The organism is Photobacterium sp. GJ3 (assembly GCF_018199995.1).
Taxonomy (GTDB): domain Bacteria; phylum Pseudomonadota; class Gammaproteobacteria; order Enterobacterales; family Vibrionaceae; genus Photobacterium.
This window is the reverse complement of sequence record NZ_CP073578.1, coordinates 368,225-383,322: the sequence shown is the minus strand read 5'-3', so window position 1 is coordinate 383,322 and position 15,098 is coordinate 368,225. Positions and strand designations below refer to the sequence as shown.

Annotated in this window: 15 protein-coding genes; 3 read left to right on the top strand and 12 right to left on the bottom strand. The window is 53.1% G+C overall.

The features are described from left to right. Positions 1–106: 106 nt before the first annotated feature. The 5 genes from gndA to KDD30_RS01805 all read right to left on the bottom strand — a co-directional run bounded on the left by gndA (position 107) and on the right by KDD30_RS01805 (position 5,171). Positions 107–1,594: an NADP-dependent phosphogluconate dehydrogenase gene (gene gndA, locus KDD30_RS01825; protein WP_211647125.1), complete on the bottom strand. Its 1,488-nt coding sequence runs from the start codon at positions 1,592–1,594 to the stop codon at positions 107–109. Further along, a complete protein-coding gene (locus tag KDD30_RS01820; protein WP_211647124.1) occupies positions 1,591–2,127 on the bottom strand; it encodes a gluconokinase in 537 nt (178 codons plus the stop codon). Before KDD30_RS01820 ends, gndA begins: the two co-directional genes overlap by 4 nt. Before the next feature lie 62 nt (positions 2,128–2,189). Next, on the bottom strand, positions 2,190–3,512 hold the full coding sequence (locus tag KDD30_RS01815) for a TRAP transporter large permease subunit (protein WP_211647123.1): 1,323 nt from the start codon (positions 3,510–3,512) through the stop codon (positions 2,190–2,192). Further along, positions 3,505–4,056, bottom strand: a complete 552-nt coding sequence (locus KDD30_RS01810) for a TRAP transporter small permease subunit (RefSeq protein ID WP_211647122.1) — start codon at positions 4,054–4,056, stop codon at positions 3,505–3,507. The genes KDD30_RS01815 and KDD30_RS01810 overlap by 8 nt, the downstream gene beginning before the upstream one ends. Positions 4,057–4,154: 98 nt before the next feature. Then, positions 4,155–5,171: a TRAP transporter substrate-binding protein gene (locus KDD30_RS01805; RefSeq protein ID WP_211647121.1), complete on the bottom strand. Its 1,017-nt coding sequence runs from the start codon at positions 5,169–5,171 to the stop codon at positions 4,155–4,157. 332 nt (positions 5,172–5,503) lie between these two features. Between KDD30_RS01805 and KDD30_RS01800 the strand changes: the two genes are divergently transcribed. Beyond that, positions 5,504–6,415, top strand: a complete 912-nt coding sequence (locus tag KDD30_RS01800; protein ID WP_211647120.1) for a D-alanine--D-alanine ligase — start codon at positions 5,504–5,506, stop codon at positions 6,413–6,415. 95 nt (positions 6,416–6,510) lie between these two features. Here the strand turns inward: KDD30_RS01800 and KDD30_RS01795 are convergent, their stop codons facing one another. Further along, positions 6,511–6,690, bottom strand: coding sequence for a hypothetical protein (locus KDD30_RS01795; RefSeq protein ID WP_211647119.1), 180 nt, complete (start codon positions 6,688–6,690; stop codon positions 6,511–6,513). Between the two features lie 321 nt (positions 6,691–7,011). Between KDD30_RS01795 and KDD30_RS01790 the strand changes: the two genes are divergently transcribed. Then, positions 7,012–9,039 carry a methyl-accepting chemotaxis protein gene (locus KDD30_RS01790; RefSeq protein WP_211647118.1) on the top strand — a complete coding sequence of 676 codons (2,028 nt, stop codon included), beginning with the start codon at positions 7,012–7,014 and terminating at the stop codon, positions 9,037–9,039. After that, on the top strand, positions 9,018–9,227 hold the full coding sequence (locus KDD30_RS01785; RefSeq protein WP_211647117.1) for a hypothetical protein: 210 nt from the start codon (positions 9,018–9,020) through the stop codon (positions 9,225–9,227). Before KDD30_RS01790 ends, KDD30_RS01785 begins: the two co-directional genes overlap by 22 nt. A 53-nt stretch (positions 9,228–9,280) precedes the next feature. On the opposite strand, the gene KDD30_RS01780 is transcribed toward KDD30_RS01785, so the two are convergent. From KDD30_RS01780 to KDD30_RS01755, 6 genes are all read right to left on the bottom strand, one after another. Continuing rightward, positions 9,281–10,216, bottom strand: coding sequence for a c-type cytochrome (locus tag KDD30_RS01780; RefSeq protein ID WP_211647116.1), 936 nt, complete (start codon positions 10,214–10,216; stop codon positions 9,281–9,283). Further along, on the bottom strand, positions 10,213–10,881 hold the full coding sequence (locus KDD30_RS01775) for a c-type cytochrome (RefSeq protein WP_211647115.1): 669 nt from the start codon (positions 10,879–10,881) through the stop codon (positions 10,213–10,215). Before KDD30_RS01775 ends, KDD30_RS01780 begins: the two co-directional genes overlap by 4 nt. A gap of 200 nt (positions 10,882–11,081) precedes the next feature. Next, positions 11,082–11,510 (bottom strand): GFA family protein, encoded by a 429-nt coding sequence (locus KDD30_RS01770; protein ID WP_211647114.1) that lies wholly within the window; start codon positions 11,508–11,510, stop codon positions 11,082–11,084. A gap of 388 nt (positions 11,511–11,898) precedes the next feature. Further along, on the bottom strand, positions 11,899–12,783 hold the full coding sequence (locus tag KDD30_RS01765) for a mechanosensitive ion channel family protein (RefSeq protein ID WP_211647113.1): 885 nt from the start codon (positions 12,781–12,783) through the stop codon (positions 11,899–11,901). 210 nt (positions 12,784–12,993) lie between these two features. Continuing rightward, on the bottom strand, positions 12,994–13,629 hold the full coding sequence (locus KDD30_RS01760; RefSeq protein ID WP_211647112.1) for a MarC family protein: 636 nt from the start codon (positions 13,627–13,629) through the stop codon (positions 12,994–12,996). 198 nt (positions 13,630–13,827) lie between these two features. Next, positions 13,828–15,051, bottom strand: coding sequence for a NupC/NupG family nucleoside CNT transporter (locus KDD30_RS01755; protein ID WP_211647111.1), 1,224 nt, complete (start codon positions 15,049–15,051; stop codon positions 13,828–13,830). Positions 15,052–15,098 lie beyond the last annotated feature (47 nt).

The following is a 15,098-nucleotide window of genomic DNA, read 5'->3' as shown; positions in this document are numbered from 1 at the left end:
TTACCATAAGCCCGGCAGCCGGGGGGAAATCCGTCGCATATCCTCAGGCAGCCTCAAATTCCTTGAAGCACAACGATACAGGCCCTCAATTGAGGGCCTGCTGAGATCAAGTGTTCACCTGCCGCCGGGGCATCTGGCTCCAGGTCAAGTGATAGGCTTTGCTTTCCGGCTGATCAATCCGGGCATAGGTGTGTGCGCCGAAGTAATCCCGCTGGGCCTGCAGCAGATTCGCAGGCAGCACCTCGGTACGAAACGCATCAAAGTACTGCAGGGCTGAACTGATACCGGACATCGAAACGCCGGTCAGGCTGGCATGAGCAACCGCCCGGCGCCAGTTTTGCTGACGCTCGGTCAGTGCATCCCGAAAGTGCCCGGCCAGCAACAGGTTCTCCAGTTCCGGCTGCTGCTGAAAGGCGTGGCTGATGTCCTGCAGGAAAATGGCCCGGATGATACAACCCGCCCGCCAGATTCGCGCAATCTCTGCATAATCCAGCGGCCAGCCCTGCTCAGCAGCAGTGGCTTTCATCAGGGCAAACCCTTGCGCGTAGGTGCAGAGTTTGGCGCAGTACAGTGCATCATGCAGCTGGGTGATGAGCGCAGACGGATCCGGAGTCAGCGTGTCTTCGGCCATCAGCGGCAAGTTGTTTGCCGCTTCCCGGCGCTGGCTTTTCAGTCCGCTCATCGCACGGGCAAACACAGCCTGAGCAATGGTCGGAGCGGGGCTGCCGACTTCCAGACTGTTGACGGCAGTCCAGAGCCCGGTGCCTTTCTGACCGGCTTTATCCAGAATCATGTCGACCAGCGGACGACCGGTTTCCGGATCGGCCTGCTGCAGAATATCAGCACTGATCTCCATCAGATAACTGTTCAGCACACCCTGATTCCAATCCGCAAAAATTTTGCCAATCTCTGCCGGGGCCATCCCGAGCTGCTGGCTCATACACTGATAGACTTCGCAGATCAGCTGCATGTCGGCATATTCAATGCCGTTATGAACCATTTTGACATAATGTCCGGCACCATCCGGCCCTAAATAAGCAGCACAGGCTTCACCCTGACTCATGGGCGGCAGCGGTTTTCCCTGCGCATCCACCTGCGCCGCAATCGCTTTCCACATCGGCCCGACCTGACGCCAGGCATCCGCACTGCCACTGGCCATTAAGGCCGGACCGTGTCGGGCACCGACTTCACCGCCAGAGACAGCAGTACTGAAAAACTGCAGTTTCCCCTGATAAGCTTTGTCGCGGGCAAGGGTATCCGTCCACAAGCTGTTGCCGGTATCAATCACGGTATCCTCGAAAGCCAGACCGGCCTCAAGCAGTGCTGAAATCACCGCATCCACAGCCGGTCCGGCAGGGACAGACAATGCAATGACACGCGGTTTCTGCAACGTCGCCAAGACCTGCGCCAGCGAATCACAGGCAACAAAAGGGGCTTTGCCCAGTGCGGCCGCTTCTTTGTCTGCCTGCGCCGTCAGATCGGCCTGCAAATCGTAACCCGCCACCGAAAAGCCATGTTCGAGCAGATTCAGTGCCAGATTGCGTCCCATGACGCCCAAACCGATCATCGCAATATTGCACGAAGTCGCTGTCATCCTTTGTTCCTTTCAACCATTGGTGATTCAACCAGTGAGCCGGTTTCGGGCAGCCGGTTGAGGATTTCCTGCAAGACTGCCGCCTGAGTCTGGCGAATATCAACAAACAAAGCTTCATCCTGTGCGGGCTCAACCAGTGTCGCAAACTGGCTTTCCAGCATCGTGCGACCATTAAAATAATGATCTGAACGCTGCTGATGACGCTGCCAGATGGTGCCAAAATCCCCCTGCAGATACACCCATACCAAATCATCCACGCCATCACGCAACTGTGCACGATAATCCGGCTTCAGCGCCGAACAGGCCAGAACAGCGTGAGATTCCTGCCGAAGCAACTGGTTCAGTGTTGCCAGCCATTCAGTCCGGTCATCATCATTGAGCGGGATGCCCTGACTCATTTTGCGTACGTTCTCAGGCGGATGAAAATCGTCCCCGTCGAAGAAGTTCAGCCCCAGCGTTTTTGCCAGATGGCTGCCAATCGAGCTTTTACCGCAGCCCGAAACGCCCATCACAATCATCTTTTTCGGTGTCATAGCCATCTTCCCTGCCCCGCATGGTTGCAGGGCAAATCATTGTTCTTATTGTTTGTCCGTCTTTAACGCCACCACAGTGCCAGCTGCGGGAACAGAATCACCAGCGTGAGCGCAACCAGCTGAAGTGCAATAAATGGCAGCAGTGAAGAGAAAATTTCGCCCAGACTGATATCTTTCGGCGCAACAGATTTCAGATAAAATGCTGCCGGACCAAATGGCGGTGACAGGAAAGAAACCTGCATGTTCAGGCAGAACACGACACCAAACCAGATTGGATCCATACCCAGGCCGGTAATAATCGGCACGAAAATCGGCATGGTGAGCAAAGCCACACCCACCCAGTCCAGGAACATTCCCAGCACCAGCAGAATCACCATCATAATCAGCAGGGTCAGGGTCGGGCTGCCACCACTGAACGCCAGAATCGTTTCTTCCACAAAATCGATGCCGCCCATCAGGTTATACACCCCGACCAAGGCACTGGCGCCAATCCCAATCCACATAATCATGCCGCAGGTTCGCATGGTTGCGATGGCACTTTCCTTGAGCATGCTCCAGCTCATCTCGCCCCGGATCAGTGCGCTGACCATGATCCCGACCACACCCAGTGCCGAGGCTTCCGTCACAGAAGCGACGCCGGTGTAAATACTGCCCAGAACGACGCCCACAGACAGCATCGGGAAGAACAGGGCTTTGAAATAACGGGTGTCCCGTGCTGCATCTTCTGCCAGCTCTTCTTCCGTTGGCAGTGGCGCTAACGCAGGATTCATTTTGCATCGGATCAACACGTAGCCGATGTACATCAGCGCCAGCAACAATGCTGGCAGGAAGGCCGCTTTGAACAGGTCGCCAATGGACACACTGGCGGTCAGACCGTAAATAATCAGCACAATACTGGGCGGCAACATGGTCCCCAATGCCCCACCGGCACAGGTGGTGCCGATCGCCAGCTTGCGGTCATACCCCAAACGCAGCATCTGTGGCAGTGCCAGAATGCCCAGCAGCACCGTTTCACCGCCAATCACGCCCGACATGGAGGCCAGCACGACAGCCACGAGCAGCGTCTGGACTGCCACGCCTCCCCGGACGCGACGGCCAACGGACTTCATGGCATCAAACAAATCACGGGCGATCCCGGAACGGTCCAGCAGGGCTGCCATCAGGACAAACATGGGCACCGCGAGGAAAATGTAGCCGTCCACGAAGGAATACATGCGGCTGGTGACCAGCGGTAAAGCGTCCGGGCCAAACCAGCCCAGGGTGAAAATCAGGGCCACCAGACCGGTGACAAAAGCCAACTGCATACCGGTCAGCAATAAGGCAATCATCAGCCCCAGCATCAGCAGGCTGCCGTAGCCGATCCCCATTGACGATAACTCAAACATCTTTCTTCCTCAGGCCACGGATTTCGGCAATCAGGTGCAACAGAAACTGCACGGACAACACACAAAGAGACACGAAAATGATCCCTTTCAGCAACGCCGGGAACGGCGGGTTCCAGGCAGAGCCGGAAGTCTCCAGACGCATCTCGCCCCAGGGAGTGATCCAGGCTTCATGCGCCATGGTGTAAGAGGCCCAGGCCATCAGGACGGAGAACAGCAACCCCATCACATGATGGAACAGGTTCAGGTACTGCCGGGTGCGCTGAGAAACCATGTCATACAGCAAAACAACCCGCACATGTTTATTGGTCGCCAGTGCATACAGGCCGCCAACGATAAACAGCGATCCCCCAAGGAACGAGGCAGTTTCATGCACCCAGATGGTTGGCGAATTAAACACATAACGCATCAAAACTTCATAAAATGAAATCATGACGGTGAACAGAAACAGCAGACTCAGCAAATTTCCTATGTTGACAATTGCTGCGTCCAGCCCGTTTTTAGGCTGCTCTTCATCCTGCCCGGCAGGCGTGGGGTTGGTATTCATGGCGGAAAGCTCACAACACGGACGACATCAGAACCAAGGGCTGAATTCAGCCCTTAAGGGGAATGGCCGGTCCACTGACCGACCCGGTGTTCTCAGAATTACAGCAGGGCGTTATCTTCCAGAAATTGCGTGACCGACTGATACACTTTCTCGGCATTTGGCGACTGTTTCGCGAAAACCTTCCATTGTTCACGGGCAATTTCACGGAACTTCTTCCGCTCTTCATCAGACCAGTTATGAATGGTAATTTTCGGATTCGCTTCCGCTTCTTTCACGGCTTGCTGATCGGCAATCTTCAGCTGGGTCGTCATGTCATAAGCAAAATCACGGACAGACGTCGTCAGGATCGCTTGCAGATCTGCCGGCAGCTTGTCCCATTTTTTCTGGCTCATCGAAATATCGATCAGCGGCAGCGAGTGGAAACCTGGCTGAACCGGATGGGTCGCCACATCGTTCATGCCCGCTTTCTGGTTGGTCGAGAAAACTGTGTAGTCAGCAGCATCAATCACACCTTTACTCAGACCGGTAAAGACTTCTGAACCTGGCAGATTCACCGGTGAAGCACCTGCGGCTTTAAAGACCTGTTGGACCAGCCCTTCCGGGGCGCGTAATTTCAGGCCTTTCAGATCGGCCACGCCGTCCACCGGCACTTTCGAAACAAAGGATTCAACGCCTGTGGTCGAGCCGCCAATAAACTTCACACCGTAAGGCGCATACAGTTCAGTCATCAGCTGATAACCACCACCATAGTTGATGTACTGCAGCAGTTGCGTGGTGTCAGACCAGGCGCCCACCATGTTGCCGATCAGACCAAATGCCGGATCTTTACCCGAAAAGTAGCTGGTCGCGGTGATCTGGCCATCCAGAATCCCCAACTTAATCGCGCCCAGAGTTTCGGTGTGTTTCACCACACTGCCGACCGGCAGCAGATCAATCTCGATCCGGCCGGCCGACATGGTTTCAACACGCTCAGCCCAGGCTTGCTGCACCTGAAAGTTTTTATCACCCGCCGGATCCGACGACTGGAACTTGAAGGTGTAATCCGCAGCCATGGCTGAAGCAGTAAAGGTACCGGCAAGTGATGCCGCGAGCAGGGTGCAGGTCAACTTTTTCATGGGTACTTTCCTTTTGTTTTTCGGGTCTGAAACCCGTGCACGTCGTGAAATGTTCCGGTTGTTATTGTGTAATGTTACCGGTAACTTTGATGTAGATGCTAACAGAGACGCTGAAGGATTGTCTTTGAAGATCATCACAACAATGCCAAACAACAATAATTCACGAAATCAATCAAAAGGTCGCATATATACCCGTAAGACAATGTTTTGGATGGAAACGTATTCTCCCACTCAATACCGAAACTTAGTATTGTCATAAAAATCAATAACTTTGTGAAGTGCACCGCATTGTATTAATATATGTGCACATAGACTTATGGAGGGAGTTGATTATGCGTGTAGGTGTACTAATGGGAGGGGAATCCAGTGAGCGCAGTGTTTCACTACGTTCCGGTGAAGCCGTTTGTGAAGCAATCAATCAATTAGGTTATGAAGCGATCAGCATTGATCCCTGCCGTCTGAGCGACACACTGGACGCTTTAAAATCCGTGGAGAAAGTCTTTATTGCGCTGCACGGTAACCTCGGTGAAAGCGGACATATTCAGGGCTTACTCGACTGGCTGGAGATCCCTTATACCGGGAGCGGACTATCGTCCTCGTCAATATGTCTGAATAAGCACCGGGCCCGGCAAGTTCTCTCTGAACAAGGCTTCCATTATGCCAAGTGGCAGGCCGTTCACCGCTCCCACAACGCAGAAGCCATTGTGGCAGCCGCTGAGCACGTGGGGTATCCCCTGGTCGTCAAACCGACATCTCAGGGATGCAGCATCGGGGTCACCAAGGTATCCTCGCCGGAGGACCTGTCCGCTGCTGTACGGCAAGCATTTGATTATGATGACAATATACTATTGGAAGGCTTCATCAGCGGCAAAGAATACACCTGTGGGATTTTAGGCGATCAAGCGTTGCCCGTGGTCCAGATTCGCTCTGAAACCTTTTTCGACTGGGCTGCCAAATTTGGTACGCAAACGGCCACCTATCATTGCCCGAGTGACCTATCACCCAGCGAAGAACAAGCCATTCAAGCCGTATCACTCGCCGCATTCCATGCACTGGGATGCCGCGGATGGGGTCGTCTGGATATCATTCTGGGTGATGACGGACGGATTTATCCGATTGAGATGAACACGTCCCCAGGTATGACACCGCGCAGTGTCTTCCCGATGGCCAGCCGGGAGATTGGGCTGGACTTTGCACAAACGATTGAAAGCATTCTTGCACTCGCCAGTTTCGATCCGGTTTAACCGGGCCTGAACCAGAACAGGCTTGAACCGATGCCCGCCCGTCAGGACTGACGGGCGGCATCAAACATCACACCTGACACATTCAGTGACCTGCGCTAGATGGTGACTTCAGCAAAGCGCTGACCTTCCACTGTGAATTCGACCACCAAACCACTTTCATCATCACGCTGTCGCGTGACACACACCGCTTTCCCCATCCGAATGGCGATGAGTTGTTTTAACTCATTGACAAGATTCTGTTTGTCTTCCGCAGTCAGCCGAGTCCTTTGTCCCATCGACGATTACTCCTTACAGCAAAAATCAGTATCGTTTGGTTAATGCGACAGTTTCGAAGCGAACAGAAAACATACGGAGATAAAAACCCTCGCGACCGCTGCAATAAAACGATAAATAACAATCATTTAAAAATTGGACGCCTGATAATCTTTTCTCTCCTCTGCGATTCACATCGTGCGTCAATCCATACGGACAATATGGATACTGATTAACATCACAAAAACAAATGAATGTGACTGACATCCCGGCTGAAAGATTCGTCGCATGTCAAAAGCTGAACTAATTTCGATGGTAGCTGGACAGCAGTTCTTGGGGGGGGCATGAAACTACAACATAAAATGATGAGTTGTCTTTTACTATCCGGTCTGCTGCCGGCCGCAGCAATTTTGTACTTTACACTCAATCAGGCCAGCCAGTCGCTGGAAAGTCAGGCGTATAACCAACTGGAATCTTTGCGTGAAGTGAAACAGGATGCCATCGAACGATATTTCGAAACCCTGAACCAGCAAATATCTCTGGAAGCGGCCAACCCGCAAACCATTCAGGCGGTCAGGGATTTCCGCCAAGGGATTCGGGACCTTCCCCCGCTTGATGAACAATCAGACGCGCGTTTGCAGCAGTTTTACACCCAGCAATTTATCCCACGTTTGAAAGCCAATGCACCCAATCAGGATGATTCAGCGACTGCGCTGGTGAGCGAGCTCTCCCCCACAGCCCGAATCCTTCAGGCCCGCTATATAGCAGACAGTCCGTTCGGTCTGGGTGAAAAACAGAAACTACTCACGGCAGGCGGTACGGCTTACGATACCGCACACGCTCAGTACCACCCCTTCTTTCAGGAACTGATTGAACAATCAGGTTATTACGATCTCTTTTTGATTGATGCTGCAAGCGCACAAGTGATTTACAGCGTATACAAAGAAGTCGACTTCGCGACGTCCCTGCGCAGCGGCCCGTTCCGGGACAGCCTGCTGCGGCAAGCTTATGAGGCAGGTTTAAAGCTCAATAAAGGCCAGAGTGCGCTGATCGACTTTAACCTGTATCTGCCCTCTTATCTGACCCCGGCCGGTTTTATCGCAACCCCTGTTTACGATCAGGGTCAGGTGTCTGGCGTGCTGGTGTTTCAGTTTCCGATAGACCGCCTGACCGCCATCATGGGCGTCCGTGCCGGACTGGGAGACAGCGGGGAAACCTATCTGGTTGGTCCGGATAAACTCATGCGGTCCAACTCGTATCTCGATCCGGTCAATCATTCCGTGGTGGCTTCATTTCTCCACCCGGAGAAAGGCCAGGTCAACACTGAAGCTGTCCGCCGCGCGTTATCGGGCGAGAGTGGCATCGACGCACTACTGGATTACAAAGGGAATACCGTCCTCTCGGCATTTGCGCCGATTGAACTGAACCAGCACCGCTGGGTGATTGTGGCAGAAATCGACCATGCAGAAGCGCTGGCCGCAATTACCCAACTCAAACACATCGGTTTGTCCGTCATTGCTGTCGTGACGCTGCTGATCCTCGGGGCCGCCATCCTGATCAGCCGGAACATTACCCGCCCCATTGGCGGGGAACCGGACGAAATGGCTCAGATGGCCAGTGCCATTGCAGAAGGAGATTTACGCATCCGAAATCCATCCCAGCAAAAAGTGACGGGGGTTTATGCGTCTATGCTGGCCATGTCTTCGAATCTGAGCACCATTATCAACCAGCTCAAACTGGCAGCTGGCCAGCAACGCAGTGAAGCAGAAGCCTTAGCGGCCAGTGCCGTCGAAACCGCTCAGGCGGTGACTCAGCAGGAACAGGAAACCGCCCATCTCGCCGTCGCCATTGATGAAATGAGTGCCACGGCCAAAGACATTTCCGGCAATATCGCATCGGCTGCCGAAGCAGGAAATGAGGCGCAGGCCAAGGTCAGCGACTGCTCACAATTGCTGAAACAGAGCACGGACAACCTGAGTGTGATGTCGAGCGACATGCAGCAGGCCAACCAGAAACTCACGCTTCTGAGAAAGAGTTCGGATGATATCACCCAAGTGCTGGAAACCATTCGCGGGATAGCAGAACAAACCAATCTGCTGGCGCTCAACGCCGCCATTGAAGCGGCGAGGGCCGGAGAGCATGGCCGGGGATTTGCAGTGGTTGCAGAAGAAGTCCGCAATCTGGCACAACATACCCAGGAAGCCACCAATGAGACTGCCGCCATGCTGGAAACTCTGCTTAACCACGGCCGGGATGTCAGCACGGTGATGGAACACAGTATCGACCACACCAGCCGGGTGAGCGAGCAGGCACTGGCGGCAACCGAGGGCTGCGCCTGGTGGTGGCTTCCGTGGATCATATTGCCGCAATGACCAGTCAGATCGCGACAGCCTCTGAACAGCAATCGGCGGTGGCAGAAGAAATCAACAGCAATATCAACACCATCAATATGATGACCCGTGACACCAGTACTGCGGTAGAGCGGATCTCCGGCAGCAGCGAAGAGCTCTCAACGCTGGCGACGCAACTGGAGGATATCACAAGTCATTTCAGGGTCTGAGCCACAGCTCTCTGACTCAACTGCGCTTGAGCCGCGCGAGTTGAGTCAGCCGGTCATTTCTTAGAAGGTTCACCAAGCACATGCTGATCAGCCGGTGAAGGTTTACCGTACATCCCCTGATGACTGTGGTATTTTTCAGCCGTTTCTTTCACATTACCGGTAAAGCGTGGATCCTGCGGACGATCCTGGCTGTCGATATACATAGCCACATCCCAGGCTTCCTGATCCGTCAGCGTATTCCCCATTCCCAGGGGCATGTTGGCTTTAATAAAGGCAGCCGCGGTATTGATCTGATGCATGCCTGCACCCCAGTTATAACTGTCCTCCCCCCACAGCGGCGGGAAAACATAACGATCCGCTGCTTTACGGCCTTCCCCGTTTTCCGCATGACAAAACGCACATTTTTCCTGATAGACCGCTTCTCCCCGACCATAATCCGGCGCTTCTTTGGGTTTCTCTACACTGAAAAATCCCCGCCCGGGCAACTGGCTGTTCACGGGCGCATTGGTTGCCAGCCAATAGGAATAAGCCGTTAATGCGCGGATTTCATCACTGTCGAGCGCAGGCACCTTATCGCCGCCATTCATCGAATAGCGGAAACACCCCTGCAAGCGATCTTCGTAATTATTCACCCGCTGATTCTTTGAACGATAAGCCGGGTAAGCAACATAAGCCGCCCACAAAGGCGCACTACCGGCAAGGCGGCCAGCATTCAGGTGGCAGTTCACACAATTCAGCCCCCCTTTGATCACCCCCTGAGACTTCAACGCCTGGGTGTTGGTGAAGACCTGGTAGCCCTGCTTCACCACATCCCCAAAGTGTGCCTCCGGTAAGTTGTTCCAGTCCGGCGTGGCATGATAGCTTTCCCCGTCCGGCAGACGCTGGCCCGCTTCAATCTCTCCCAGATGCCGGTATTCCTGTTCAAATTCGGTTGCCGCTGAAACGGCTGTACTCAGAAGACACAGCGTGAACACGTTGAACGTTTTCATTGCTCACCTCCCAGTTGCGCAAAGTATTCGGAGACGGCGAGGATTTCATCATCAGTGAGGGATTTTGCAATGGCAGCCATCACACCCAGTGGGCCGGGGGGCCGTTTATCGGCTTTCCAGGCCTTCAGCTGATTCACCATATAATCAGATTTCTGGCCTTCCAGCCGGGGGAACGACGGCTCAACGCCAATCCCGCTCGGACCATGACAGGCGACACAGGCTGGCACGTGCGGGGAGAGTTTACCGACATACGCCAATTGCTCTCCAGGCGACATATCTCCCGGCCACTTTTCACCACGCCACACAGGTTGCGCTTTTAAACTTGCAGGTTGAGAGGAGAAATGCGCGACAGCCTGTTCGACCTGGGCATCTGAAATCTGATAGATGAAAGCATCCATGAAAGAGGTGCTTCTGGTCTTACTACGAAACGCTTCCAGTTGCGCCTTCAGATAAGCTGGCGGCTGTGCTCTGAGATTGGGCACATTTTTCAGCTCGGATATCCCTTGCCGGCCATGACAATCGGCACAGAAGCCAATCAAATCCTGTTTGATTTGTGCTTTGGCTTCTGCTTCAGTTTTAGCCTGTATGCCCCCCGAAACACTCACCAGGGTAAAGCCCGCCAGCCAGCAGAAACGGACGGCCTTTCGTTTTCGACTTATGCTCATCAGTACACCCAATTCTTGTTATTTATCTTACGACTGCACAATCAGAGTGTAGAACAAAAACTCACCCGAACGGGTTCGGTGACGATTCGGCCGGAAGCGTATCCTTTTTCGCAACGTGGGAACGCCGCATGCATTCATGTCCATGAAACCGACAAAAAAACCACCTGCACGCAGGTGGTTGTTCATTCAGGGCGAGTCGGTTAAGGCTGTTTCTCAAACTGTTTCTCAAACTGTTTCACCCCTTCCGGGATTTGATACCAGGCTTGCTTTTCACTGGTCCAGACATGCAATGTCGGCTCAATAATGCGGGTATCTTCCAGATTGCTGGGCTTGAGTTTAATGGCATTGGGCTGGGTCGGATCATAATGGTAAATCCGATTCCCGCAGGTCGGACAAAATTTTGCAGCGCTGGTGTTGCCGCTGTCCGCCGGACGGGACCAGTCCGACATCACGCCTTCGAATACCAGATTCTCAGCATCGACCATCGCAGTAATACTGAAGGCGCTGGTGGATAATTTCTGGCATTCCCTACAATGACAGGCCACCACCATTTTCGGTGGTGCCAGCAAAGAATAAGTGACCCCGCCACACTGACAGGCGCCCCGAATCGGATAAGTTACTTCGCGCATTAAGCCTCCGTTTATCGCTCTAACGACAGTTTTCAATCGTGACCCCTCTACTCAACCCCATGCACAATGCCGGGAAGTTTCCTAAAATGCAATTGCACACAGCAACTTCAAGACATACACATGCATTTTGCAAAACGGGATGATAACGAGAACCGTTGGCTGCGACTGTTGTAAATAAAATCAGTCGCTTACCAAGGAATATAAAATGGCACAAGCATTGCAGTGATATGGATGGTGCAGATACACCAACCTCAATGCATGTTGTACGCAATGGAAATCCCACAGGGAAGTTACCCTGAGTGACAGGGACGGTCGTTCAGGTGAGTTCGTGTTGTTAAACTGTTCGCATAAAAAAAGCAGCGTCTTCGGACGCTGCTTTCATGTTGAATTACAGAACGGATTCAACAGGATCCGGCGTACAGGCTTCCTGAGTCGGCTTAGGCAGAAAATCCCGGCAATACATGGTCATAAATTCTTCCCGGATGATCGCTTCCAGCTCTGCTGCCTGAATAGTGGGACAAAACAGCTTAAAGTGAACCTGCTGCTCCCCCGTCGGGGTGGTGGTGATATAAATGTGCGGATCTGCCCCAGGCAAGTCGACACCGGCATGCCGCTCAATCATATGGTTGTAGCGCTGTGCCACATCAAAAAACTCAACAATATGCGCGTCAATTTTCTGCAGCATGATCGGCACCATCGGATACAGATTCACCGTTTCTTTCACAGTGATCGTAAAGCCATGGTAAACATAACGTTTCATGAAATTCAGATTTTTGACGGCAACCGTGAAAAACATACTGTTTGGCAGTGTGATGGTCTTTCCGGTGTAGTGATACTGGCCCTGATGCAAAGCAATTTCCTGAATCACGGTCGCCATCAGATTGTGCTCAATCACCTCGCCACAAACCGGCCCGACCTCAATCCAGTCACCGATTCTGAATGAACGCGAGCTGGCACGCTGCAGGGATCCGGTAAAGCACAGGATAATCTCCTTGGATGCCACCACCAGTGCCACCGCGATCGCTGTCAGCGACAAGGCAAATTTGCTGATTTCCGATTCCCACAGCAGGAACAGCGTCAGCAACACCAGTGTGAATGCGCCATTTTTGGTACGGGAAATCCACTTGCGCTGATCTTCGCTGAGAAAATTCGCCTCACCGCGAATCCGGGTAATGGTCAGCCGACGGATCAGGATCGCAATCAGGACAATACAGGCACTGAGTAAGAGCTTGTGTGTCAGAAAGTACGTGACAACCTGTTCAATATTTTCCAAAAAAGAATCCCACATCATTTGCACACAACCCGTACTGCTCGTTTAGCCAAAACGATCGGACGCATTGACCTTAAAAAATTCAGGGAGAAGTCTCGCCCATAGTCATCCGTGTTGTAAAGCAGATTCTGGACCTGATGACGGGGATTTCTGCGTTGTTCCCAAAAGCAGCTTCTTGCTAAAACAGACCATAATCCTGTGAGGTGAAATCACTCAGGAGGCACCCGCAGCAGTAAAGAGTTGCCGGGCATCATGCACGCCCTGAATCAGCATCTGCATGGCAATCACCGTCAGCAATAACCCCATAATCCGGGTGATCACATTCACCCCGTCTTTCCCCAGAAAATCTACCAGCTTCTGCGCGTATAAAAAGCAGATCAGGGTGAGCAGGCACAACACCGCAAATGCCGAGATGGTGATCAGAATATGCAGCAGACTCGCTGCCGCAGAATAATTCATCGCGGTCGCGATGGTGCCCGGACCGGCCAGAATCGGAATGGCGAGCGGCGAAATCGAGATATCCTCGGCATCACGACTGGGACTTTGAGAGTGCATTGCAGAACTGCTCCCCTGCAACATATGAAAGCCGACTAAAAAGACCAGAATGCCTCCTGCCAGACGCAGCGCTGGCAAGGTAATGCCAAATAACTGGAAAATCCCTTTTCCCAGCAAACTGAACGCCGCGACAATAAAAAATGCAGCCGTCAGCGCTTTGATGGCGGTTTGTCTTTTTTCGGCACTGGACTGGTGTGCCGTCAGACCCGTAAACACCGCGGTATTGGCAATGGGGTTCATGATGGCGAAAAAGCCCATAAAAACCGTAACGCCCAAAGTCACCAGATCAATCATCCGTCCCTCCTGCGACGTTCATCGTAATGCACTGAGTTTAGATGCTTTTCGCCCTCACAGATGCCTTCAGTCCAATCTGGCGCCCCTTTTCTCCCCTTCAGCCCGCTGTCAGACATAAAAAAACAGCACTGGGCTCTGATGCCGGATCGCATCAGCCACAGTGCTGCTTTTCTCTGAATATGCCCCGGAGGTCGGTGATTACAAAGACAATTGCGTAAAGAAGCCTGCCAGTGAAGCACTCATCAGGTTGGCAAACGTCGCGGCAATCACGGCACGGATTCCCAGGCTGGCAACATCTTTACGACGCTCCGGCACCATGGCACCAATTGAGCCCAGCTGAATGGCAATCGAACCGATATTCGCAAACCCACACAGAGCAAACACCACGATGATCTGGCTGTGTGCCGACAAAGTGTCTTTCATGGTCGCGAAATCCATGAAAGCAACAAATTCATTCATGGCGATCTTCTGGCCCAGCAGGCTGCCAACAGCCATCACTTCATCCATCGGGACACCCGTAACAAAAGCCAGTGGCGCAAACAGGTAGCCGAAGAGACGCTGCAGAGACAACCCCTGAATCTCCAGTTCCTGGCCCAGAAGATCCAGCCCGTGGTTCACCATGGCAATCACACTGATAAAGGCAATCAGCATGGTGCCGACCGCGACGGCAACTTTCATCCCGTTCATGGCACCGGATGCCAGCGCATCAATTGCATTACTTTGCTCACTGCCAGAGAGATCAATCTCTGACTGATCAACGGGTTGCTGGGTTTCCGGCACCATGATTTTCGCCATCAGCAATCCGCCCGGAGCCGCCATAAAGCTGGCTGCAATCAGGTACTGCAGATCCACGCCCATAGCTGCATAACCGCCCAAAACACTGCCAGCAACGGAAGCCATGCCGCCCACCATCACAGCGAACAGCTCTGAACGCGTCATCGATGCCAGAAATGGCCGCACGACCAGAGGCGATTCGCCCTGAGACAGAAAAATATTACTGGTCGCGACCAGAGATTCAGCACGGGTTGTTCCCAGCAAACGTTCCAGACCACCGCCGATCACCCGGATCACCACGCCCATGACACCCAGATAATAGAGCAGAGAAATGAGTGCACTGATAAAAATGATGAGCGGTAAAACTTTGACAGCGAACACAAACCCCACAGCCCCACTGTCTGCAAGCGGGCCGAAGACAAATCCAATCCCTTCGTTGGCGAATCCGATAATGGTCGAGACGCCCTGGCTCATCTTACCGAGCAGAGATTGCCCCCACGGCAGATACAGCACAAAGGCTGCCAGCGCAAACTGCAATCCGAATGCGCCGCATACGGTTCGCCAGCGAATGGCCTGTCGATTGGTGGAAAGTGCATACGCACATAAAAATATTGCGACGATACCTGCCGCGCTGAAGAGAAGCTGCATAAAACTACCTTGCGATGTCGAAGTCCGGTGAGTGTGGACTGGCGCAC

Coding starts and splice junctions, on each gene's coding strand:
- gndA (WP_211647125.1), bottom strand. CDS start 1,594: ATGACAGCGACTTCGTGCAATATTGCGATGATCGGTTTGGGCGTCATG.
- KDD30_RS01820 (WP_211647124.1), bottom strand. CDS start 2,127: ATGACACCGAAAAAGATGATTGTGATGGGCGTTTCGGGCTGCGGTAAA.
- KDD30_RS01815 (WP_211647123.1), bottom strand. CDS start 3,512: ATGTTTGAGTTATCGTCAATGGGGATCGGCTACGGCAGCCTGCTGATG.
- KDD30_RS01810 (WP_211647122.1), bottom strand. CDS start 4,056: ATGAATACCAACCCCACGCCTGCCGGGCAGGATGAAGAGCAGCCTAAA.
- KDD30_RS01805 (WP_211647121.1), bottom strand. CDS start 5,171: ATGAAAAAGTTGACCTGCACCCTGCTCGCGGCATCACTTGCCGGTACC.
- KDD30_RS01800 (WP_211647120.1), top strand. CDS start 5,504: ATGCGTGTAGGTGTACTAATGGGAGGGGAATCCAGTGAGCGCAGTGTT.
- KDD30_RS01795 (WP_211647119.1), bottom strand. CDS start 6,690: ATGGGACAAAGGACTCGGCTGACTGCGGAAGACAAACAGAATCTTGTC.
- KDD30_RS01790 (WP_211647118.1), top strand. CDS start 7,012: ATGAAACTACAACATAAAATGATGAGTTGTCTTTTACTATCCGGTCTG.
- KDD30_RS01780 (WP_211647116.1), bottom strand. CDS start 10,216: ATGAAAACGTTCAACGTGTTCACGCTGTGTCTTCTGAGTACAGCCGTT.
- KDD30_RS01775 (WP_211647115.1), bottom strand. CDS start 10,881: ATGAGCATAAGTCGAAAACGAAAGGCCGTCCGTTTCTGCTGGCTGGCG.
- KDD30_RS01770 (WP_211647114.1), bottom strand. CDS start 11,510: ATGCGCGAAGTAACTTATCCGATTCGGGGCGCCTGTCAGTGTGGCGGG.
- KDD30_RS01760 (WP_211647112.1), bottom strand. CDS start 13,629: ATGATTGATCTGGTGACTTTGGGCGTTACGGTTTTTATGGGCTTTTTC.
- KDD30_RS01755 (WP_211647111.1), bottom strand. CDS start 15,051: ATGCAGCTTCTCTTCAGCGCGGCAGGTATCGTCGCAATATTTTTATGT.